Source organism: Methylovulum sp. (assembly GCF_028687615.1).
Classification (GTDB): Bacteria; Pseudomonadota; Gammaproteobacteria; order Methylococcales; family Methylomonadaceae; genus Methylovulum.
Map to the genome: position 1 here is coordinate 41,380 of NZ_JAQTZU010000002.1, position 22,546 is coordinate 63,925.

Below are 22,546 nucleotides of genomic sequence, written 5' to 3' on the forward strand. Positions count from 1 at the left end.
ATGCCTGTCATTTGATCCAAGCAGGCCCCAAAATACCCCCGCTAAGAACGTGTTTTAGGGTTTGCCAATCCCAACCCACAATGTTTTGTTTCCATCAAATACCCTTGCTGCCCAATGAAATTTATCGAAAATCCTGTGTTTAATTTTTCTCCAACGCTGTTTTTGCTGATATTCCTTTTGCTGGCGATGTTTGTTGGTGCCAGCCATGCAGATAATGTTACTAGGGCTAGCGTCACCACTCAGAAGGTGGCACTGCTGGATATAACCAAGGAAACGCTACAGGCAAAAATTGATGCAATCACCGCCCGCCAGGATTTTGATGAGAAAACCAAGGCCTCCGTGCTGAAATTTTACCATTCGGCACAAGACAATCTTGCCAACCTTGATGCGTTTAAAGCCAAAACGGAAGAGTTTAAACAGGCGGTCAAGCAAGCGCCCGAGGCCGTTAAAAAGCTGCAAAAAGACATAGCACAAACCCAACATAAGCTCGCCAAGCAAAAGATAGAAGATTTTTCCGGCATAGTGACCGAAGAATTGGAGCAACGGCTGATCATCGAAAAAGAAGCGCTCGATAATCTTGAAGAACAATTGAAAAAACTGGAAAACGAACTGGCCTTGCAAAACAACCGGCCGCAATTGATTCGTCAGGAAACCGTCAATGCCCAGCAAGATATCGAAGCCAGTCAGAAAAAGTTGGAAACACCGTCATCAACAGAATTAAAAATGGAAGCGGAAGCCGAGCTTTTGTATCTAAAAACCTTGATGGAGGTGCGTACTGCCGAGTTAAAAATGCTCGATATTGAAGCCATCAGTAATCCCGTGCGGGTCGATTTATTGAAAAACCAGTACCAAATACTGGATTTGCAAAAAAGCGGGTTAGTGCCAGTGCTTGCCGCAATCGAAAATGTACTGGCGGAACGTCGGCAACAGGCCGCCAAAGAAGCGCAGGACGCGCTCAACCAAGCGGAAAAGGCCTTGTCCGGCAAACATCCGGTGATCCAGACCCTGACCCGCGAAAATATCCAGTTTAGCAAAGACTTGCAAACGACCACCGCCAAGATTGACAGTTATAACGAAGAAAAAACCAAGCTCGACGTGCAAGTCGCCGAAATTGACAGCGATTTTAAGAGCGCCGAAAAGAAAATCAGCCTGGCGGGCTTAAGTCCGGCGTTAGGCAAAATCCTGCGCGAACAGCGGCGCAATTTATTGACCGATACCCAACTCAATTTACAGTCGGAAGCCGTGCAAAACGAGACCGCATTGACCAGTCTTGAGTTGTTTAAGATGGAAGACAAGCTGAAAAAACTCGCTGACGTGGATCATGAATTGCAGCAAATCATGTCCACCCAAGTCGATAGCCATCTGCCGGACGAACAGCGCATGATGGTCCAGGCGGAATTACGCGTGTTGATGAACAGCCAGAAAGATTTACTGAACAAATTGTCGGTGGCCGATGACACTTATTTGCGTGCACTCGGCGACTTTGATTTTGCCCGCCAGCAAATGGTTGCGCAGGCGACAAAATTTGCCGCCTATCTTGATGAACGCTTGCTTTGGGTGCCGAGTTCGGAACCATTCAATGCCGATTTTGTTTCCGGCCTTTACCATGCCTCAAGATGGCTGTTATCGCCATTTAATTGGATCAGTGCCATCAAAGATACGGTCAAGTCGCTGGTCAACAATCCATTTCGGGCATTTTTGGCGATAGTAAGCTTAATTGTGTTGGTGTCATCAAGACGCTGGAGCCAGTTGCAGCTAGCACGGATTGCCGGGCAAGTCGGCGAATTTTATAACGACCATTTTTTCTACACGATCCAAGCAATGGCGCATTTGCTGTTGCTGATCTTGCCCTTGCCCTTGCTGTTTTACTATTGGGGCTGGCTTTTAAGCCATACCTTGCATGTCGCCGAATTTAGCAAAGCCGTTGGTGTGGGGTTTCAAGCCGCCGCTATGCCGCTATTTTTCCTGCAATTTTTTTACCGCTTATTTGCCCCCTTAGGTATTGCCAGAAAACATTTTCTATGGCAACAAGACACCGCCAATCTATTCAGGCGGCAGCTTGCCTGGCTGCGTTTTATTGCCGTGCCCAGCGTGTTCCTGATCACCAGCACGGGCGCGTCCGGTGTGGCTTTGTACAGCGACAATATCGGCAGGTTGGCCCTGGTCATCAGCATGTTGGCGCTGGCTTGGTTTTTACGCGTAGTCCTGCATCCCAACCGCGGGCTTTTGCAATATACGATAGCCGCGCATCCGCAGGGCTGGTTGAACCAATCCCGCTATATTTGGTATCCGGCGGCGATTTCGCTGCCATTGGCCATTATCGGTTTTGCCGTTGCCGGTTATTACCTGAGCGCGCTGGAATTGCAACAGCAACTGATCATCACCCTGCGCTTGGTGTTTCTGATGGTCGTCGTCCATGAACTCGTGTTTCGTTGGCTGACTTTGGTCAATCGGCAACTGGCGATAGAAAATGTGCGGCAAAAACGTAAAGCGGCGGCCCATGCAGAAAAACCGCAGGTTGCAGGCGGTGAAGACCCGGTCATACCGATAGAAGAACCGCTTATAGACATACCCAAAATCAACGCACAAACCATCAAGCTGCTGAACGTGTTCATCAGCTTGACGCTGATCATCGGCATTTGGCTGATTTGGAAAAATATTTTACCCGCGTTTTCCTTTTTGGATGACATTGAACTTTGGGAGCATCTGGTCACGGTGGATAAACAGGAAGTCTTGCAACCGGTCACGTTAACCAATTTGTTACTGGCTGGAATGTATGTATTCCTCACTATCGTCTCGGTATTGAATTTCTCCGGTCTCATGGAGATTTTAGTGTTCCGCCATTTGAGCATAGAAGCGGGCAGCCGTTATGCAATCAATAAACTGGCGGGTTATCTGCTGATTTCTATCGGTTTTCTTTGTGTCGCCAACGAGTTGGGCGGAAGCTGGTCACAAGTGCAGTGGCTGGTGGCGGCACTCAGTGTCGGTTTGGGTTTTGGTTTGCAGGAAATTTTCGCCAACCTGGTGTCAGGGATTATCCTGCTGTTCGAGCGGCCCATCCGTGTCGGCGATACCGTAACCATTGGCGAAGTCACCGGCAAAGTCAGCCGTATCCAAATGCGGGCGACGACGATTATGGATTGGGATCAAAAAGAACTGGTCGTGCCGAACAAAACTTTTATCACGAACCAGTTGGTCAATTGGACCTTGAGCGATGCCATCACCCGCGTGGTCATTCCGGTCAGCATTGCTTATGGCACGGATCTGGAACAGGCCCATAAGCTCATGCTGGAAACCGTGCAAACCACCCCGCTGGTGCTCGCCGAACCCCATCCCACAGTGTTGTTGGGCAGTTTTGGCGACAATGCCCTGAATTTCACCATCTACGCCTTCGTCAGCGAAATGTCCCACCGTTTGCAAGTCGTCCATGAATTGCACCTGCGTCTGGAACGTGTGCTACGCGAGCATCATATCGAGATTCCGTTGCCGCAACGGGAAGTGCATGTGCGAGGGTTTGCCCAAGAATCCGAGGGGTTAAAAACCTGATGTTACGCATTGTCCACGAAAACCAACAGTAGGCGCATTAGGCGGCACGAAAAAAAACAAAAAACAATCGAATGCATCGTGTTGTAGAGTTTTCGTGCTTTTCGTGCCGCCTCGGCACACCGCTACGCTGCCCTGTCCATAGACCCTCTTGTGGGGCATCCATGCAGTCGTAATGCGCCTACTGTTGGTTTTCGTGGACAACTCTTTTAGTGGATTTAATGACGTTGTTCTGTGAATCTGTGGCAGTTTATTTTCTGCGGGTTACCTAAAAGGGTTTGATTGAAAATACCCCCCGAATTTAAGCGTTGCGGTAAACCGGATGTGGCAAGCACATCCGAATACCGCCGCCTTGCAAATCAATAAAGTACAGAACCGCTGTTTTTGGCACTGACGAAATCAGCATAATCTTGCTTTACTTGCGCGGCATAGCTGAGCGCGTAATTCAGGATTTCGGTTTTCAAGCCTGATACGTCACCGTTAATCACGTCGGTGATTTCTTTATCCATGCTGTAAGGAATCAGGGTCGCATCATAATCTTTATCCGCCAGGGCATGGTTTTTCGCCAAGATTTTGCCCATGTAATTCACCGCATCGTTAAATTTGGTGTACGTGGTCAACAAGGTGTAGTCAAAATCTTCCTGGTAAGGCAAGCGTTCGGAGATGAAAAACGGTAGCGCGTTCAAGTTGGTGTAGCCTACCAAAACATCGGTGTTGGTCAACATGGCTTTTATGCTTTTGGTGACGCGCTCACCGTTGTGGTAATCATAAGTCCACGCGGGCATGTTGCCGGGAGCGGCGATGGAGACAGCACTGTCGGTTTCTTGTTTCATTTCCAAAATCACATCATCGCTGGTTGCCGTTGATGGGCCGTCGATCAGCAAATAATAACGGTAACGGCCTAAGCTACCCGTGCCTGAACCTAGGCGTGAAGCCGCCGCTTTCAAGACATAATAGCTATTGCTTTTACGTTTGGAAGCAGAAATGGAGCTGATGTAGCCCAGCATTGCGGCGTTGATCGCGGTAAATGTGGCGCTGTTGACGGGTTGTAAGGAACCGCTGATGGTCAGGAAATAGCGGGAGCCGCCACTGACGGCGGTGTATTTTGCCAACAAACTGGAACGGGTTTTGCCGTCGGCGGCTTGGATCGTGTCTTTGACAATACCGTTAGTGTTGCTGGCGCCCAGGCGGTAGCTTAATTCGTTGTCGTTGCCTTTGAAAGCGGCGATTTGTGTGGCGTAGCTACCGACAAAATTCTTCACCAACGTTTGGCGATTTGTGCTGCTGATGCCTTTTTCTTCGCCAGCCAGCAAAATGGCAACGGCCATGCGGCGCAAATCCCAGGTGTAAGAACCCCAGTAGCCTTCATCAAAATCATTGGTGTCGAACACGGCATTGCTGTTGGCGTCGCGGAATCCGCCCATGTTCTGCATGTGCATGTCGCCTTCCAGCCAAACACCGTTGGTTATGGTGTTGGTGTACCATGAGGTAGGCCAGGTCGCGGTGTTTTTGGTGTCTTCGTAAAAAATATGCGCCGTGCCCCGATAAAACGCAAAAGCATTGACCGCCATTTTGGTCATTTTAACCGCCAATTCAGTGGAAAGATTGGCGGCAAACGGATGGTTGTAGTTGTAGATTTTTTGGACAAGCCAAGTTTTACGGCTAGTCGCCGCTTCCGCTTGGGATGGTGCCAATGCCGATGATAAGGCTGATACGGCAAGGCCTACAGCGAAAAAATTGCGTAATTTCATAAAATTCCTAAAGTTGTACGGTGCGTGGTGAATGCTAAAACCTGAGAATTATAGTTAGAGTTGGCGGCTTTTTCAATCGCCTTGGTTTTTTAGTAAGCTTTACCCTGCTCGATTGTTGCTATGCCTGGTGAATCTTAAATTTGACACTAAGCGTGTTTATGTCAAATTGTCAGCTATTGTTGTGAAATATAACCACTACCGTCATAATTTATGAAATTCAAAATTATTCTTTTCAGCGTGATCATGACCATGATGAGCCCAACACCTACGAAAGCATCAGCAATTAATGGCAAATTACCGATTTGTGGCAACAGCCCGAATTGTGTCTCCAGCCAAGCGGAAATCCACGACAAACAACATTATGTTTTGCCGTTTGAAATTAAAGGCAATCCACGGCAAGCTTGGGCGGAATTGAAAAAGGCGATGATTAAACAGCCGCGCATGGTGATCACCCATGAGACGCACATTACGCTGCACGCCGAGGCGACGAGCCTGGTGTTCCGTTTTGTCGATGATATTAACGTGCTGCTAGATGCGGATGCGGAATTGATCCATATCCGTTCCGCTTCACGGGTGGGGCATAGTGATTTTGGCGTGAACCGCAAACGCATCGAAGCTTTACGCGCCGAATTGCGGAAAGTTGGTGTGGTTGATTAGGTAGGGATACTATTAATTTCCTAATAAGTTGTTGCACTGTCTCGTATAAAATTAAGGCAAGAACTCATGAAACAATTATTATTCGTCTAGCCATTGCTTTTCATATAATAAGATGATAAGCGATTATTTTAGCCGTATCGACGACAGCAAAGAATTTACCTACCCGTTGCGGGATGGCGAGTTGGTCGATTTTAGACCGGTCCGGCCTGACGACAAAGAAATAATACAAAAAGGCATGTTGGCCTTGTCCACGGAATCACGCTACTTCCGCTTCTTTTCCCCCATTCTAAAACTATCCGACGCCCAATTGCATAATTTTACAGAAATCGATCAACACCATCATGTTGCATGGATTGCACTTGCCGACAATGGGCCTGGACATCAGGGCGTGGGCATCGCCCGGTTCATCCGTATTGAAAATCAGCCCACAGTGGCTGAATTTGGGATGGTAGTCATCGACAGTTATCAGCATCGGGGGGTGGGAACGATTCTACTGGCAGTGCTTGATCGAATCGCAAGCATAAAAGGTATTGAGATATTACGAGGCTTCGTTCTTACGGAGAACTTGGTTATGGGCAGTTGGCTAGGCCGGCTAGGTGCCGTTGGTGTATACGAAAATGACCATTATCGAATGGACTTGACCGTCAGAGGCGGCTTATTTCCTTTAACGGATTGGTAGGCGGGCATGTTGTTTTGTATTCCCGCAGAAGCTATCAGCTATTTTATTGAGGGGCGGCTATAGCTGTCCTGCTTAGCCTAAACAGTCAGGCAAAGGGAGCTTGCCGCACCAAGTCATCCAATAGCTGCAATTGCCGTGGCAACAATTTTGCCAGTGCGTAATGTTCCAAAACCGTTTCGCGGGCGTTTTGCCGTAACACGCCCCCCAAGGCACGATCATCCAAAGCGGCTTCGATACGTTTGGCAATCGCCCGGGTGTCGAAAAAATCCACCAGCAAGCCGTTGACATTATCTTTGATCACTTCCCGCACGGGTGCGGTGTCGGATGCAACCACCAAGCAGCCCGTTGACAACGCTTCCAACAGCGACCAAGACAATACAAACGGCTTGGTCAAGTAAACATGCACAGACGAGGCTTGTAAGACTTGGCGGTAATTTTTATAAGGCAAAGAACCTGTGAAATGCACCCGCGACCAGTCCAAATCCACTTTGGCCTGCATCCAGGCTTTCCAACTTTCCCCTTCAGGCGGTTTAGAGCCGTAGGCGATGCGGTCGGCGGCGACGATGACGGCGTGGCAATGCGGGCGGCGGTCCAGCAGGTGCCCGATAGCTTCGATGAATTGCGGGAAGCCCCGATAAGTGTCCATGCCCCGCGAAACATAAGTGACCAGTTCTTGCATGCCACTTAAATCCACATCGGGCAGTTGCAGTTTTGTATTCGCTTGTGGTTGGAAATACTCGGTATCGACGCCGTCATGCAGCACTTGGATGCGCGGCTGGAAAGCAGGGGGGAAACGCGAGTGTTGCCAGTGGGTCGGGGTCACGCCGCCGTCACAGGCTTCCAAATCGACCAGCATGGCGGCATTGCTGGCGCGAAAACGCAGGATGTCATCCAGGCTGGTGGGGGAGGCGGGGTCGAAATCCAAATCGCTGTCCTGAAAGCGCGTAAACCACTCGCAATAAAGCAGTAAAGGCGTTTGGGGGAAGATGTCCTTGACGAACATGGCACTGCCCCAGCCGGTGTGGGCGCATATCACATCAGGGACAAAGCCCTTGGCTTTTAGTTGGTCCAGCACCCGCACCACCGCTTGCGCTTCCAGCACGGCATTTTCAAACGGTTTGACATACAAATGGGTGTTGGCGTGGGCTTTACGCGCCGGTTCGAAAACCAATTTGGTGACGCCCGGCATATCCCCGCTAGTTTGGTTTTGGGTGATAAAGCCGATTTTGTTGTCAGGATTGTTGGCTAAAGCCCCGGCGATGTGGCGGTATTGGGCCGGGAAATTATTGTGGATAAACAAGATGCGCATAGCTTTATTTGAATTTGACGACTTTGTTCAAAGGATTGAGGTTAATTTCATCGACGGCCATGCCGCTTCTGGATTCAAGCACATAAGCCACGGCTTCGGCAACATCTTCGGGCAATAAGGCGTTGCTGTCTTCGTCTCCAGGGCTGAAAGACAAGGCATCGAAAAACTCCGTCCTGACCATGCCAGGATTGATCAAGCAGACACGCACACGGCTTTTGCCGCATTCTTCGCGCAGGGCCTGGGTGAAACCGCGCAGCGCGAATTTGCCGGCACAGTAAATAGACCCTTTGCGGCTGCCTTTTAATGCGGCTTCCGAGCCGATATAAATCAAATCGCTACGCTGTTTGCGCTTCAATGCGGGTAATAAGGCACGGGTCATAAACACCGGACTGGTGAAGTTGATCGTCATCAAGTCATTGATTTGACGATAGGAAAATTCTTCCAACGAACCGAATTGGCCTTTGCCCGCACAAAATATAATGGCGTCAATATCAGGAAAGTTTTTTTCCAATTCACGTAGGTGTTGGGGCAATGCGTCCAAGTCGCCAAGATCAAGTTGTAAAGCGGTGAAGCCGGCAACGTCTTTACGGAATTTACCGCTATCGCGGGAGATGCCGATCACCCGGTGGCCTTGTTGCAATAAGCGTCTGGCGATGGCGCGGCCTATGCCTGAGCTGGCCCCGGTGACCAGGACGGTGCGTGTTACAGTGTGCATGGAAAGAATTTGCTTGCCGGAATATAAGTCAAAATCTGTGCTGTGCAATAATCGACCATCTCTTGCTCTAAGGCTTTGGGATAAGACACCATGCCTTGCTGGCGTTCCAAGGGACTGGAGAAGAGTTTCTCTTCTGGGTAGAGCGAGTGCATTTTTTTGAAGAAATTTTCTGGCAACCGGAACACGCCCAGGCTGACCGAGTGCAGCAGGTCCGGGTTGATTTTGGCGAAAACTTGAGCAAAAAAAGCCTGATAGTGTTGCTGATAATCCTGTTGGTATAGCAAAGGGTCAAAACGCAGTCCGATCAGCCAGCCCTGTTGCTGGCATTTGCACAGCGCGTCCAAACGGCGTTGCAAGCTTGGTGCTTTGGCTTCCACTTTTTCGGCGAAGCCATGCGGAGACAAGCTGAATGCGACCACGCAACGCGGTAATGGCCCGCGATTTAACAGGCTGCGTACTTGGGTGCTTTTGGTGCGTAATTCCAGCCAAGCGTTGGGTAGCTTGGCGAAAAACGGCAGGAAGTGTCCGGCAAATCCGGTGACGGGTTCCAAAGCAAGGCTGTCACAGTCGTAACCGGAGAAAAAATGCACCGGTTCATCGGGTGATGCTTCGCATAGTTGTTTGATATTTTCCTGAAAGTCTTCGTAATTGACAAACATGACATAATGGGCCGATTGGTACATGCCTTGCAAAAAACAGTATCGGCAATCGTAGAGGCAGTTTAAAACGTGTGAAAAATAATAGTTGCGCCTTGCTCCAATACCATAACCAGCGGGTGCCGGCAGGGCAAAGTGTTGATGTTTTTGGGCAAGGATTAGCGCGGGCTTGCGCTTTTGGAGCCGGAAATTCTGCGATTTAGGATTAAAAACTTCACCGTAACGTTGGCAGTGGATACGGGCGGCGTTTGGAAAACGTGCCAGAATGTCCTGTACGCGCGGATGTTCAAGAATGGCTTCTTCTATATAAATGGTGTCTATCATTGTTTGGAAAGCTTCAGAATCCATGAAGGTGGGGGCATTTTATAGGAAAATGCTTGGTATTTATTGCTCAAGCCCTATATAGGGTAAAATACTTTAAATAACCGTACTAACATGGACATTATGAAAACGAACAAAATAGGTTTTATTGGTGGTGGCAACATGGCCACCAGCTTGATGAGCGGCCTTATTGCCAGCGGTCACGCCCCTGCCGCCATTTGGGTTTCTGACATCAATGCCGAGGCCTTGGTCAGGCTTGCGGCAACACTGGGGGTAAATACAGTAAATAGCAATGATGGGCTGGTTGAGGCGGTTGACGTCGTGGTTTTGGCGGTCAAACCCCAATCACTCAAAGAGGTCGCCCTTAATGTCGCGGACTTGATCAGGCAAAAACAGAGTTTGGTGGTGTCTATTGCCGCTGGTATTAATCAATGCAGTTTAGCGGCATGGCTGGGCGATGAAACCCCGATTGTGCGTTGTATGCCCAACACGCCGGCATTGGTGTTGACCGGTGCGACGGCTTTACATGCCAACAACTATGTTAGTGCCAAACAGCGGGATCTGGCGGAAAACATTATGCGCTCGGTCGGTATTTCGCTTTGGGTTGGACATGAAAGCGAATTGGATGCCGTGACTGCCGTTTCTGGTAGCGGCCCGGCGTATTTCTTCTTATTGATGGAAGCGATGGAAGCCACCGCAGTAGAACTTGGTTTAAGTGCTGTGACAGCACGATTGTTGGTGCAACAAACCGCCTTGGGTGCGGCGAAAATCGCCCTGGAATCGCCCGAATCGCCAGAACAATTACGCAAACGGGTGACTTCGCCGGGTGGGACCACCCAACAGGCGATACAAACGTTTGAACAAAACGGTTTTGCCGCTTTGGTTGCGAGTGCCTTACATGCGGCTTATAACCGTTCTATTGAAATGTCCAAACAAATGGAGAATTCCTGATGGATTCCAGTTATCTGACTGACCCTATCATCCTTATTGTCGATTCCTTGTCATCGCTCTATATCTTGGCGGTTTTACTGCGTTTTTTGCTGCAATGGTGCGGCACTTCGTTTTACAATCCCATCGCGCAATTATTGCTTAAAATCACCCATCCGCCGCTACGCGTCCTGCGCCGGTTCATCCCGCCGATTGGTAGGATAGACACCTCATCGTTGGTGTTGGTGCTTTTTTTGCAGATGTTGGCAAATTTCACCATACTGATTTTGAAAGGGGTGTCAGTTAATATCGGCGCGTTGACGATTTTATCCATTGCTGATGTGGTCGCCCTGCTCATCAACATTTTTATTTTTGCCGTTTTTGCCAGGGCTATATTAAGTTGGATAAATCCTGGTGCTTATGATTCGGCCTCGTCGATTTTAGCCAGCCTGACCGAACCTTTACTCAATCTAAGCCGCAAAGCCATCCCGGATTTGGGCGGTATAGATTTGTCACCATTAGCCGTGTTACTGTTTTTACAATTGGCAAAGATGATCATCTTGCCGCCTTTGCAACAGTTGGCTAGTTTGATCGGTTAAGTTTTACAACCAACCAGTGGAACGAACAATACGCGTAAGTCTGTCCTAAAATTATGCCGGTCGCTTCCATTAGTGGTACGGATAGGTAGTTTAAGGCCAATTAGATTTTCTTTTTGCCTTGCCTTTATCCTATAATTCAGAATCTTGTATAAAGTCATTCAAAAGTCTATGCCAGTATCAATTTTGCAAACCTTGATTGTTCTGATTTGCTTGCTCAGTAGCGAGATGGCTTGCGCCAAACGCTTATACCGTTTGGAAGATCAATATGGCAATACGGTGTTTTCTGATCAGGTGCCCCCGGAACAATCACAGAACCGCCGCGAATTACTTAGTCCCCGGGCAACGGTGCTTGAAATTACTGAGCGGGCGAAGACCAAAGATCAAATTGAGATTGACGCAAGGTTTGCAGAGCTGCGTAAGGAAGAAGAAAAACTGATTGCCAAACAAAAAGTGAATGATCATGCTTTGTTGAACACCTTCCATTCCGAAGAAGAAATACAAGCGGCAATGGCCGCTAAAATGCAGGAATTTGACAACCAGCGGCGGGTGCTTGAAGGGACTTTAAAAAATATGGCCCACCAGCTTAACAATCAGCAAAAAGCGGCCGCGGCGATGGAGCGGAACGCCCAGCAAGTCACCTCCAAACTGCTTGAAGACATCAAGTCGACACAACAGCAAATGGAACAAATTAATAAGGCCATCAATGCCAATATCGACAAGCAAAGCATAGTGAGGAACGAATACACCGCCAATATTGACCGCTATCTATTTTTGACCCAGTCGTTGAATAAACGTAGGCCCACGAAAAATACCATACCGAGTATCCAGCTAGCCAATGCCTTGGGGTTGTTCCATTGCGATAATGACCATCAGTGCAATAAGGCTTGGGAAATTGCCCGCCAGTTTGTAAACCGCAACTCAACCACCGTGCCCGATGTTTATAATGAAAAGCTGATTATGAACCGCCCCCCTGCGGTGGACACCGATATCAGCTTAACCTTGTCACGTATTGCCATCACCGAAAATGACTACCAATTATTTTTGGATATCCACTGCCATAACTCTGTAGTGGGCGAACAATTATGCGCGAGCCAAAAAATTCGGGAGTTACGCGAGTCTTTCCGTTCTTATGTCAATAACGTCTTATCGCGGACGACTCAATAATAAGGTGCCAACCCCTTGGTCGGTGAATAATTCCAGCAACACCGCATGTTCTACCCGCCCGTCAATAATGTGCACACTGTGGACACCGCCGTTTAGGGCGTCGGTCGCACAACGGGTTTTAGGGATCATTCCACCTGAAATAGTGCCATCGGCAACCAACTCGTCAATATCAGTGACCGACAAGCCTGTTAGTAAGCCGCCTTGCTTGTCCAAAATTCCTGCCGTATTGGTCAACAAAATTAATTTCTCGGCTTTCAGCACTTCGGCAGTTTTTCCCGCCACTAAATCGGCGTTGATATTGTAAGAACGTCCGTCGGCACCGACGCCTATTGGCGCGATAACCGGAATGAAATCGCTGCGTCCGAGCATATCCACCACCGCCGGGTCAATGCTGCTGACTTCCCCGACATGACCCAAGTCAATAATTTCTGACGCTTCAGCATCAATTGACGAGCGTTTGAGAGTGATTTTTTTGGCACGGATGAAATCCCCGTCCTTTCCGGTAAGTCCGACCGCTTTGCCGCCGTTCATATTGATTAAATTGACAATTTCTTTATTTACCAAGCCTCCTAGCACCATTTCAACGACATCCATCGTTTCGCTGTCAGTAATGCGCATCCCGTCAACAAAACCGGTCGTTTTGCCAAGCTTTTCCAGCAACAGGCCAATTTGTGGGCCGCCGCCGTGCACCACTATCGGATTGATGCCAACCAGTTTCATTAGCACAATATCCCTTGCGAAACTGTTTTTCAGGGCTACGTCAACCATAGCATTGCCACCAAATTTAACGACAACGGTTTTACCTTTAAAACGTTGGATATAGGGCAGGGCTTCGATTAAGACTTCGGCAATCAGGGGGGCGGCTTTTTTTTGCGTCATTTTTTTGCTGTTCCATCAAATAAAGTGGTAAAACTAGGTTGCGGTATCAACTATAATTTGTAATCACTGATTTCATCAAACAAACCATCCAGATCGAAATCATCGTCATCGCTGACGATGATATTGGCTTCGTGATCAATCACATCGGTAGTTTCCCTGTCCCCATAATCCAAAACCCGTTTAAACTGCATCAGATTGGAAATGGCTGCGGTGAATTCGGTCAATTCCACCGGATAATTACTGTGGGAAGTATGGGTCATTATATCTTTAAAAGCTTTCATCAGGCTTTCCAGATCCTGTCTTACTATGTTTGACAGCCATCGTTGGCCGACAAACAAAACCAATAGGATGATCAACGATGGCACTACGACTATGCAGAATATCATGCTCAAGTTGGCTAAACCGACGGCATCTGAAGATTGGTAGTTTATGGTCCAATCGGTATTGGGGATGTTAAAACGCTTGGCTTCGATATCTGCAAGCCCCGACCTCTTTCCTAAGGTGGCTAAGACCAACTGCCCTTGTTTAAGCTCAAGATAAGCATTTTTTATAGTCGCAAGATGTAAGTTTTTTAAAATCACATTTTCATTAAAACTTGCCAAAATGACCCCGACCACCTTGCCATTTTGAATGACGCCGCGTGCTAGCGCAAAGTGCCTGTCCACCCCCTTTTCGCCCTGGATGCTAGGAAACTGGTTGTGTGTCAAGGTTTCCCTGACCAGGTCGAGGTCAGCAAACCCCATGGGCGGTTTGGATTGTTCATCAATGGCATTGATATCCGGCAATAACAGCCTGATTTTCAAAATGTCCGGGATATATTGTTCCAGTTTGGCGGCGGCCACCTTCAATAAACCACTATTACCCATAGTTATGGCATTGATTACTTCAGGATCTTGCGCCATTTTATCTAGGGTTTTATTTAACAAGTCAATTTGCGCTGAAAATCCTAGCGCGATATTCCTAGCCTCCGCAGCGGCGGAATCCTCTCTGGCTTTGACGGTTTCAGAACTGGTCAACCAGTAAACACCGGAACCCACAATGAGTATCATCAAAATAGTTGCTGCTGCAATCAAAGAGAATAGCTTTCTCATGTTATAACCCCAAAAATATAAAAGTCTGTTTAATGTCGCCCGGTATGGCCAAAGCCACCATCGCTGCGGTTGCTCACAGTGAATGCGTCGACTTGCGCAAATTCAACTTGCACTATCGGCACAAAAACCATTTGCGCGATGCGTTCGCCAACGTTTATGGTGAATGCCGTGACGCCACGGTTCCAGCAGGAAACAAACACTTGGCCCTGGTAATCTGAATCAATCAGCCCGACCAGGTTGCCCAAGACAATCCCGTGCTTATGGCCTAAGCCTGATCGGGGCAATAATACCGCCGCCAATTGATGGTCATCTATATGGATAGCCAAACCAGTGGGCACCAAAAGTGTTTCACCGGGATTAATCACCGTGGCTGCATCGAGGCAGGCGCGTAAATCCAAGCCTGCCGAACCTTCTGTGGCGTACTGGGGTAGGGGGATTTCAACACCTAAGCGGGCGTCGAGGATTTTCATCTGTATTGTTTTCATGATGTGGATGTTTGGAAGCGTTCGGCGATGAGTTTAAGCAGTTGTTCGGCTAGCTGGTTTTTATCGGTCATTGCCAAGTGCCGTTGACCATTGGCCCAATACACTTGCAAGGCATTTTGGTTGCTGTCAAAGCCGCCGGAATCTTGCCCGACCCAATTGGCGGCGATCATATCCAGTTTTTTTTGTTCAAGCTTATTTAGCGCGTATTGTTCAAGATGTTGGGTTTCCGCCGCAAATCCGACGGTAAACGGACGTCGCTCCAATGCGGAAACGGCGGCGAGGATGTCTTGGGTCTTATGTAACACCAGGATGGTTTGCCCGTCCTGTTTTTTGATTTTATCGTTTGCTGGAACAGGGCGGTAATCAGCCACAGCCGCCGTGCCGATGTAAATCGCATGGTGTCCGGCGGCTTCCAGCACCGCGTCATACATTTGGGCGGCGGTTTCCACGTTGATGACAGTCACCTGCTTAGGTGCCGGCAGTTGTACGGGGCCGCTGACCAAGGTCACCACCGCCCCGGCATCCGCCGCTGCTGTTGCCAGCGCGTAGCCCATTTTCCCTGAACTGCGGTTGGTGAGGTAACGCACCGGATCCAAGGGTTCACGGGTAGGCCCGGCACTGATTAATATCTTCACGCCTTGAAGGATTGAAGAGCTTGCTGTCTTAAATAAGCAACGGCAAATCTGTTCCGGCTCCGACATCCTGCCGAAACCCGTTTCACCACATGCCTGGTCGCCCGCTTCGGGGCCGATGATTTGTACACCGTGGGCTTTGAGCCTTGCGACATTGTCCTGGGTGACAGGCTTGTGCCACATCGCCTGGTTCATCGCCGGAGCCACATAGACCGGACAATTCGCTGCAAGGTAAAGCGTGGTTAATAAATCATCCGCCAAGCCGTGGCTCAATTTGGCAAGGACATTAGCCGTAGCAGGGGCAATTACCAGCATATCCGCCCAGCGTGCCAGGCTGATATGGCTCATGGCGTTTTCTGCATTGGCATCCAGCAATGCCGTATGGACAGGATTTCCCGACAAAGCTTGGAAGGTTAATGGCGTGATGAACCCGGTCGCCGCTTGGGTCATGATAACCTGGACCTCAGCCCCTTGTTTACATAGCAAGCGCACTAATTCCGCCGATTTATAAGCCGCAATCCCGCCGCTAATCCCTAATAAAATGCGCTTGTTAATGGTGATGCCCAGATAATGATTAAAGAGGTATTATGGCAAGTCTGGATCAATTGTTCTAGGCTTAAATTGCAATCGCAGAAGACTATTTGCTTGATAGATAAGTCAAGTAAGGGGGGTGGGAATGTGAAAGGCGGGCAAGTGGCCCGTATGTAGCGATAGCGGAATACCGGTTTCCTCTTGCCGGTAATTCGGTGGATAATTTTTGCTTAAGAATAGAAACTTGCGTCATTAAAACTATATTTTGTGTTAATATTTAAATTATTCACTATATACAGTATTTTTTGCTATATTTAACCTGTCGAATAGTAAATATCACCGCCTATTACAAATCACAACATTCCATACCCTATATGATCCAGAAAATTAATAAGAAAATTACCGGTTATAAAGTGCTGCCTCCTAATTCCCCGGCAAGCAATGAAGATCAGAACTTAATTCAGGCCCCTGTCCAAGAGGTGGCCTTGAGCTTGGAGAGTATGCACGAAAATGTCGCCCGCCCTGAGATTCTGTATGGCTCGACTTACAAAATCAAAACCCCGCAATCGGAACACGCCTTGTACATCACGATTAATGACATGATTTTGAATCAAGGCAGTGAGCATGAAGAGCGGCGGCCTTATGAGGTTTTTATTAACTCAAAAAATATGGAGCATTTTCAATGGGTTCTGGCATTGACTAGGGTTATTTCAGCGGTGTTCCGCAAAGGGGGTGATGCTTGTTTTTTGGTCGACGAATTGAAGGCGGTGTTCGATCCACGCGGTGGCTATTTTAAAAAAGGCGGTGTGTTCATGCCGTCATTGGTCGCAGAAATTGGTTGTGCGATTGAATCGCACTTAAAAAGCATTGGAATGCTGAAAGACCCTGAGCTGAACGATCACCAGAAGCAATTTTTGGCGGAGAAACGTCGGGAGTTTGATGCATTACATGCAGATGCCGCGCAGACTGATGGTGAAAGCGGTTTTCCTGCCAAAGCGTTGTTGTGCGGCAAATGCCAAACCAAGGCGGTGGTGCTGATGGATGGCTGCATGACTTGTCTGAATTGTGGCGAGAGCAAATGTAGCTAAACTGGCTTGCTACTTATTAGGCAACTCGCAATAAATACCCCCCATGACACAAGAAAAAAATAGTCCACGAAAATCACGAAAAAAACAATCGAGTGGTGTTTTTCGTGCTTTTCGTGGACAAGTCTTTTAGCGGATTTAAGACGTTGTGCTGTGAATCTGTGGCGGTTTATTTTTTGCGGGTTACCTTATTGCCAGGTTTACAAAGATATTTAGGCTTACTGGACAGGAACCGGCGTGCTCACCAGTGGTTTGGCCGGTTTAGGTAGTGGCCTGATAATTGGCGGAGCTGTTGTTTGTGGTTTTACGGGTTTCGGCAAGGGGTTGGCGGTTTGGCGGTTCGGGACTATGGCAGGAAGCTTGATCGGCTGGCTTTGAGTCGGTTTCGGCAACGGTTTGACTATTGGCTTGCTGGTTGCCGGAATAGTTGGCTGTATTTTGATGGCTTTGGGGTTCGCTATCGCCGGTTTGGTGCTTAAACCGGTTGCTGGCAACACGGGCGTATGGGTTGGTGTTTTGATAGTCCTGGGTTTGCTGGCAAGCGGCTTTGGTGCGGGCTTAAAGGCTCCGGTAACAGGTTTCGGGTTGGCTACAATCACAGGAATTTTCACCAACTTGGGTTTGGGGGTTTTCCGTATCGGTTTGACAGATTCTGTTGATAGCGAAGCCGGAACCGCCATTTTTGTTTTTACATGCTTGGCCATTGTTGGGGCGACCGCTTCACTTGCAGGTTTGAGCCCTTCATTTTCCGGTGCGGTGTTGATCAACGGTGATAAAGTCGGTTTCAAATGGCGCAGGATTTGTACCGGCAAGGAGCTGGTGAAATGGTAACTGCCGGCATCTTCTCCGGTGACATAGGCTGTGATCACGCCAAAAAACCGTTCCCCGATAAAAAATGTGAACACGGCGGCGCGGCTGATGAATTTCGATTCGATCAAGCGCCCGCCCGGTCCCCAGATTTCCTTGCGATGATCGCCTGTTCCTGTTTTTCCGCCAACACTCAGGGGGCTGCCGGCGGCGTTGGTGTAGACGCCTTTCAAACGCGAAGCGGTGCCGCCTTCGACGACCCCGCTTAAAGCCCCTCGTGCCACTTTGGCAATTTCTGATGCGAAAAGCTGTTGGCCTTCATTTTGGGATTTGTTCAACACAGTTTCATACGGCGTGCCTTGGGCAAAGTGCAGGCTTTCGAACCTCACCATCGGCAATTTCTTGCCGTCATTGCGCAAAATGCCCATCAATTCCGCCAGTGCGGCAGGGCGGTCGCCTGATGCGCCAATAGAGGTTGCGTAAGAGGGTGTCAATTCTTCAAAAGGGTAGCCGACTTGTTGCCAAGCCTTGTGGATGGCACGGAAGGCTTCAATTTCCAGCAAGGTCATGATGCGCCGCTGCTGGGCATTTTTCCGTCCGCTTTTGAATAACCAACGATAGACATCCTGACGCTGTTTGGCACTGGCTTCCATCACTTCATCGCGCCCGGCTTTGGGATGTTGCACCAAATAATTGACCAACCACAATTCCAGGGGATGGATTTTGGTGATATAGCCTTGGTCTTGCAAATCAAAATGCCCTACCGTGTATTTGTCGTAAAAATCATAAATGTCGTCATCGGATAATTGGCTATCATGTAGCCGCGCCTGCAAGAATTTTTTCAATGCCTGTTCATCGGCATCGGGATAAACCGCGCGGAACAACATAGTCAAACGTGACGGCTTGGCAAACACGCGCCCGCTCAACATGGCAAAAGCCTCATCGGGGGTTTTGTCCTTGTATTTGGCATAAAACCGCTGCAAATAGACGCTGCCCTCGCGGTCGGCAAAGCGTTGCAGATATTTTTTGCGGCGCGGGTCATCGGGGCTTTCCAGCCAGCGTGCCAAACCGTCAGGTTTATAAAGGTGGTGGTAGACAATATCACGCATCAGCCGGACGAAAACCAGATTGACCGAATCACGCAAGGCTTCACGGACAGACATGATCCTGTAGTTTTCGTCTTTGGTGAAGTTGCTGAACGTGTGCAGGCCGCCGCCGGTAAAGAAACTTTCGCCTGGACTGGCCGAATAGCGGCGGTCTAAGGCTTTGTTAAGCAGGGTTTCGAGATTGATTTGCGGATTTGCCGTCAATTGCTCAATGACCCATTGCGAAAAATAATCACGCGGATGCAGTAGTATGGGTTTCAAAACATCCGCTGGTTTGTTTTTATAACGTTCATAAATGTCGGTGATCAATTCCAGATAATGCACCATTGTCCGCAATTTGGCGGTCGAGCCTAAATCTATGCGTATGCCTTCGTTGATGTCCAATGCCTGGTCGTAATTGTCGGTTTGCACCCGCAACAAATTGCCGGTTTTGCCGCGTTCGAACAGCATCAAACTGTAGATTATCGGTGCCAGCTTGCTGTTTTCACTGAGCATCCGTTTACCCAGCAAGCCCGCCGCCTTGGCATTTTCAGGCTCCCCTAAGCGGCGCAATTCCTGGTTGATGGCTTGTTGGGTATTGAAATCCAACGTGGTTTTGACCGTCAAATCCAGCCTGTCCAGGTCATAATTGGATTTGACATTGAGTATCCTGCCAAGGCGGCTACGTAGCACGGCCTGGGTTTTTTTCTCAACGGCAAACTTGGCCGGAATGGTGCCGGATTTGGATGGACGCAGGGTCGCCTCCCGCAAGGCGGCATCACGAAGGGCGTTGGAGATCAGGCCTTTTTCCGCCAGCAGCCGTAAATGGCTATCGGTCAGATTTTGTAGCGTGTCAAATCCGCGCCCCAGCAAATAGGTCGGCCGCCTTTGCGATAATAAAATCCCCAAAACTTGCCGGTAGGCTTGTGCCTGTTGCTTACTGACGCGTGTCGTCGCCAGGGCTTTTGGATCTAACAATTTGTTGATTTCATTGAAATCAGCACCAAACCACGCGGCTAAACCATCACCTAGGCCGTGGATTTCACCGGATTTGGGTGTCGCCGAAAGCGGCATGGAATTCAGATAAGACAGGGCAATTTCTTGGCGCATGGCACGGGTGTCCGGGCCCATCAAGTAGGCCCGCACCGAGGCGGTACCCATTTGCCGGAATTTGTCGCTGATCGAGTTGGTGTAGCCATTCGGGGAATGGCGGTATTTTTCGATTTGCGTCGCCAAGGTGCTGCCACCCGGGACAGAACTGGTTGCGCCCAGTTTATGCGCCATCAATTGCAAACTCGCAAAACCTAAACGATCCCATTCGATAGCCGGATTGACTTGGTTATTTTGCTCGTTCAGCAATTCACGGTTTTCGATAAAGAGCAGTGTGTTGAGAATGACTGGCGGGACGGCTTCAAAATTGGGGTAGCCATACGCGGGATAAACCGCCTTAAAAACCAGTTGGTTCCTGCGGTCAAGAATACGTAAACCGGCCTGGGTTTTTTCGTGATAAACAGTAAACAGGCCATAATCGACCAATTCCGCCATCATCGGTGAGAAATCCGCCTGTGCGGAAATGCCATAGCCTGCTTTTTTCAGGCGTTCAATGGCGTCGGGCAATAAAATGTAGCCCAAACGTTGGTCATAGGGGCCAAATTGCGGATAACGGACGGAAGAACTCGCTCCCGGAACCAGTTTGAAACTGAGTTGTTTGCTGATTTGCGAAAGATATTGGGCCTGGTATTTGGACGTTTTTACTTCAAGGTGGATCAGCCAGGCGATGATTCCCGTTACGGCGCTCAAGACAACCGCAATATAAATTGTCAAAATCCGCTTAATCAATGATCCGCTATTCTGCTTCACGCGGCATTTCCGTCAACAGCTAAAGCCATATCCCAATAGCACAGGCGATACTGGCTTTGCAACAGGTCGCTTAGAACGTGTTTTAAAAGCGTCGCGAGCGGTTCGATTGCAAGGCGCACGGAGTGGAAAAACCGGAGTGTACTGGAGTACATGAGGATTTTGAGCACCCAACGCCGCAATCGAACCGCGTAGCAGCTTTTAAAACACGTTCTTAGTAATTTCATAGGGTTATAGTCAGCCTATAGTTGCCATAACGGGTACGGAAGCGAACATTAAGCACAGCGTCCTCAGTGTTTCCCAAACATCACCGGCTTGTTGGCCTTTGCTTTGCCGGTCGGCTTTAGCACTTAACACCAGTAGCTGGTTCAAATCTTTATCGCTTAGTCTTTGCAAGGCTTCACCCACCAGTTGCCTGCGTTTGTCCCAGATCTGATTGTTCCGGTAAGCAGTGTCCTGGCTATGCCCTTGCGTCATCGCCCATCTGATTTTTATTAGCGTCCTGGCTTCACGCATGATCGCCCACAACACCACGGGCGGCGCAATTCCTTCGGCGTGTAGTCCTGATAGTATTTTTAAGATTCGGTTGGTTTTGCCAGCCAAGATGCTGTCCATCAATTTAAAAACATCATAACGGGAACTGTCGGCAACGGCGGTTTCGATTTGCTGTACAGTCAATGTGCCGTCGCCGTATAGCACATACAATTTTTCGATTTCCTGGGCCGCCGCCAACAAATTGCCTTCAACCCGCGATGCCAACAAGCGCAAACCTGGTTGTCCGGTTTGCAAGCCGCGTTGGGATAGGCGTTGTTGTAACCAGCGCAACAAGTCCTGGCCTTCCAGGGGCCAAACTTGTATGACGGCACCGGCGTTATCTAACGCCTGAAACCATTTTGTTTTTAACGATTCTTTGCCCAGTTTCCCCGAAGTCATCAGTAATAGCGTCGATTCGGGCAGGTGTGCGCAATACGCCGTCAAGGCTTTCGCGCCTTCCATTCCTGGGGTGCTGGAAGACAGCCGTAATTCAATGATTTGTTTATCGGCAAAAATGGACATGGAGTCCGCCGCCAGGCTTAATTGATTCCAGGCAAAACCCGTATCCACGGTAAACAGTTCCCGCGAGGTGAAACCGGCTTGCCGTGCCGCCACGCGGATGGCATCCGCCGCTTCGCCGATCTGCAAGGGTTCATCGCCGCTGATAAAATAAACCGCCGCCAGACCTTTTTGCAAAGCGGTGTTCAGTTGCCCTGGTTTAAGCTGCATTATTTATTTGCTATTGGCTACCAATACGACCCGGATACGGTCAAGCATCATCCGCACGGCCTGATGCACCATTTCATTGCGGATGACCTGTTGTTCGTTGTCCTTAGCCACCATGTCCTGCTGGTCATTAAAATATTCCCTTTTTATTTCAATTGGCTGGTTTTCCATCAATACGGTGTTGTCGGATTTTACCAAGCCATATTGTAGCCGGTAATACAATTCCAGTTCATTGGAACGGCCTCTGGCACTCAGCGACAAGACCCGTTGGTCGCTATTTTCATTGGCGATTTTGATGATGGTGCCGGCAGCTTCCGGGGTGGCTGTGAGTTCACCGGATGCCGTCCGCAAAACTTTCCTGAACTGTTCCCGTAACGGTATGGACGCTCCTTCCAAATAGACTTTTTTCAAGCCTTCAGGTAAGTCTACCGCGCCACGCAAATGGTAACCGCAGGCGTTGACCAGCAAAGCAAAAACAAGGATAAAAATTTTGGGTGGCATCTCGGCTCAGTT

At 49.0% G+C, this 22,546-nt stretch carries 18 protein-coding genes; 7 read left to right on the forward strand and 11 right to left on the reverse strand.

What is annotated here, in order from left to right:
• Positions 1 to 114: 114 nt before the first annotated feature.
• Positions 115 to 3,546: a mechanosensitive ion channel domain-containing protein gene (locus PHH59_RS01555; protein ID WP_300010155.1), complete on the forward strand. Its 3,432-nt coding sequence runs from the start codon at positions 115 to 117 to the stop codon at positions 3,544 to 3,546.
• A 356-nt stretch (positions 3,547 to 3,902) separates the two neighbouring features.
• Here the strand turns inward: PHH59_RS01555 and PHH59_RS01560 are convergent, their stop codons facing one another.
• Positions 3,903 to 5,294, reverse strand: coding sequence for a DUF2252 family protein (locus PHH59_RS01560; RefSeq protein ID WP_300010158.1), 1,392 nt, complete (start codon positions 5,292 to 5,294; stop codon positions 3,903 to 3,905).
• Positions 5,295 to 5,537: 243 nt separating this feature from the next.
• On the opposite strand from PHH59_RS01560, the gene PHH59_RS01565 reads away from it, so the two are divergent.
• Positions 5,538 to 5,951: a DUF1499 domain-containing protein gene (locus PHH59_RS01565; RefSeq protein ID WP_300010161.1), complete on the forward strand. Its 414-nt coding sequence runs from the start codon at positions 5,538 to 5,540 to the stop codon at positions 5,949 to 5,951.
• Between the two features lie 112 nt (positions 5,952 to 6,063).
• Entirely contained in the window at positions 6,064 to 6,630 is a 567-nt protein-coding gene (locus PHH59_RS01570) for a GNAT family N-acetyltransferase (protein ID WP_300010164.1), read from the forward strand.
• Between the two features lie 85 nt (positions 6,631 to 6,715).
• On the opposite strand, the gene PHH59_RS01575 is transcribed toward PHH59_RS01570, so the two are convergent.
• From PHH59_RS01575 to PHH59_RS01585, 3 genes are read right to left on the reverse strand one after another with little or no spacing between them, the layout of a single operon-like run.
• On the reverse strand, positions 6,716 to 7,939 hold the full coding sequence (locus PHH59_RS01575) for a glycosyltransferase family 4 protein (RefSeq protein ID WP_300010167.1): 1,224 nt from the start codon (positions 7,937 to 7,939) through the stop codon (positions 6,716 to 6,718).
• Positions 7,940 to 7,943: 4 nt separating this feature from the next.
• Complete coding sequence (locus tag PHH59_RS01580) at positions 7,944 to 8,654, reverse strand: SDR family oxidoreductase (protein WP_300010170.1); 711 nt, start codon at positions 8,652 to 8,654, stop codon at positions 7,944 to 7,946.
• The gene (locus PHH59_RS01585) at positions 8,642 to 9,634 is read right to left on the reverse strand and encodes a spore photoproduct lyase family protein (RefSeq protein WP_300010173.1); all 993 of its coding nucleotides are present in this window, start codon (positions 9,632 to 9,634) and stop codon (positions 8,642 to 8,644) included. The genes PHH59_RS01580 and PHH59_RS01585 overlap by 13 nt, the downstream gene beginning before the upstream one ends.
• Positions 9,635 to 9,754: 120 nt before the next feature.
• On the opposite strand from PHH59_RS01585, the gene proC reads away from it, so the two are divergent.
• The 3 genes from proC (at position 9,755) to PHH59_RS01600 (ending at position 12,321) form a co-directional block, all read left to right on the forward strand.
• Positions 9,755 to 10,582 (forward strand): pyrroline-5-carboxylate reductase, encoded by an 828-nt coding sequence (gene proC, locus PHH59_RS01590; protein WP_300010176.1) that lies wholly within the window; start codon positions 9,755 to 9,757, stop codon positions 10,580 to 10,582.
• Complete coding sequence (locus tag PHH59_RS01595) at positions 10,582 to 11,157, forward strand: YggT family protein (RefSeq protein ID WP_300010179.1); 576 nt, start codon at positions 10,582 to 10,584, stop codon at positions 11,155 to 11,157. Before proC ends, PHH59_RS01595 begins: the two co-directional genes overlap by 1 nt.
• Before the next feature lie 168 nt (positions 11,158 to 11,325).
• On the forward strand, positions 11,326 to 12,321 hold the full coding sequence (locus tag PHH59_RS01600) for a hypothetical protein (protein WP_300010182.1): 996 nt from the start codon (positions 11,326 to 11,328) through the stop codon (positions 12,319 to 12,321).
• Here PHH59_RS01600 and argB read toward each other — a convergent pair.
• Genes argB through coaBC form a run of 4 tightly spaced genes read right to left on the reverse strand, consistent with a single transcriptional unit; the run spans position 12,301 to position 15,969 of the window.
• Positions 12,301 to 13,200, reverse strand: coding sequence for an acetylglutamate kinase (argB, locus tag PHH59_RS01605; RefSeq protein ID WP_300010185.1), 900 nt, complete (start codon positions 13,198 to 13,200; stop codon positions 12,301 to 12,303). The genes PHH59_RS01600 and argB overlap by 21 nt on opposite strands.
• A gap of 50 nt (positions 13,201 to 13,250) precedes the next feature.
• Entirely contained in the window at positions 13,251 to 14,291 is a 1,041-nt protein-coding gene (locus tag PHH59_RS01610; protein ID WP_300010188.1) for a hypothetical protein, read from the reverse strand.
• Between the two features lie 29 nt (positions 14,292 to 14,320).
• Positions 14,321 to 14,776, reverse strand: a complete 456-nt coding sequence (dut, locus tag PHH59_RS01615; RefSeq protein ID WP_366145468.1) for a dUTP diphosphatase — start codon at positions 14,774 to 14,776, stop codon at positions 14,321 to 14,323.
• The gene (gene coaBC / locus PHH59_RS01620) at positions 14,773 to 15,969 is read right to left on the reverse strand and encodes a bifunctional phosphopantothenoylcysteine decarboxylase/phosphopantothenate--cysteine ligase CoaBC (RefSeq protein WP_300010592.1); all 1,197 of its coding nucleotides are present in this window, start codon (positions 15,967 to 15,969) and stop codon (positions 14,773 to 14,775) included. Before coaBC ends, dut begins: the two co-directional genes overlap by 4 nt.
• A 344-nt stretch (positions 15,970 to 16,313) precedes the next feature.
• Between coaBC and PHH59_RS01625 the strand changes: the two genes are divergently transcribed.
• Positions 16,314 to 17,027 (forward strand): NrdJb, encoded by a 714-nt coding sequence (locus tag PHH59_RS01625; RefSeq protein WP_300010191.1) that lies wholly within the window; start codon positions 16,314 to 16,316, stop codon positions 17,025 to 17,027.
• 215 nt (positions 17,028 to 17,242) lie between these two features.
• Here PHH59_RS01625 and PHH59_RS01630 read toward each other — a convergent pair whose 3' ends face one another.
• From PHH59_RS01630 to lptE, 3 genes are all read right to left on the reverse strand, one after another.
• Positions 17,243 to 20,776: a transglycosylase domain-containing protein gene (locus tag PHH59_RS01630; protein ID WP_300010194.1), complete on the reverse strand. Its 3,534-nt coding sequence runs from the start codon at positions 20,774 to 20,776 to the stop codon at positions 17,243 to 17,245.
• 234 nt (positions 20,777 to 21,010) lie between these two features.
• Complete coding sequence (gene holA, locus PHH59_RS01635; protein ID WP_300010197.1) at positions 21,011 to 22,036, reverse strand: DNA polymerase III subunit delta; 1,026 nt, start codon at positions 22,034 to 22,036, stop codon at positions 21,011 to 21,013.
• A gap of 3 nt (positions 22,037 to 22,039) precedes the next feature.
• Complete coding sequence (gene lptE, locus PHH59_RS01640) at positions 22,040 to 22,534, reverse strand: LPS assembly lipoprotein LptE (RefSeq protein ID WP_300010199.1); 495 nt, start codon at positions 22,532 to 22,534, stop codon at positions 22,040 to 22,042.
• Between the last annotated feature and the right edge of the window lie 12 nt (positions 22,535 to 22,546).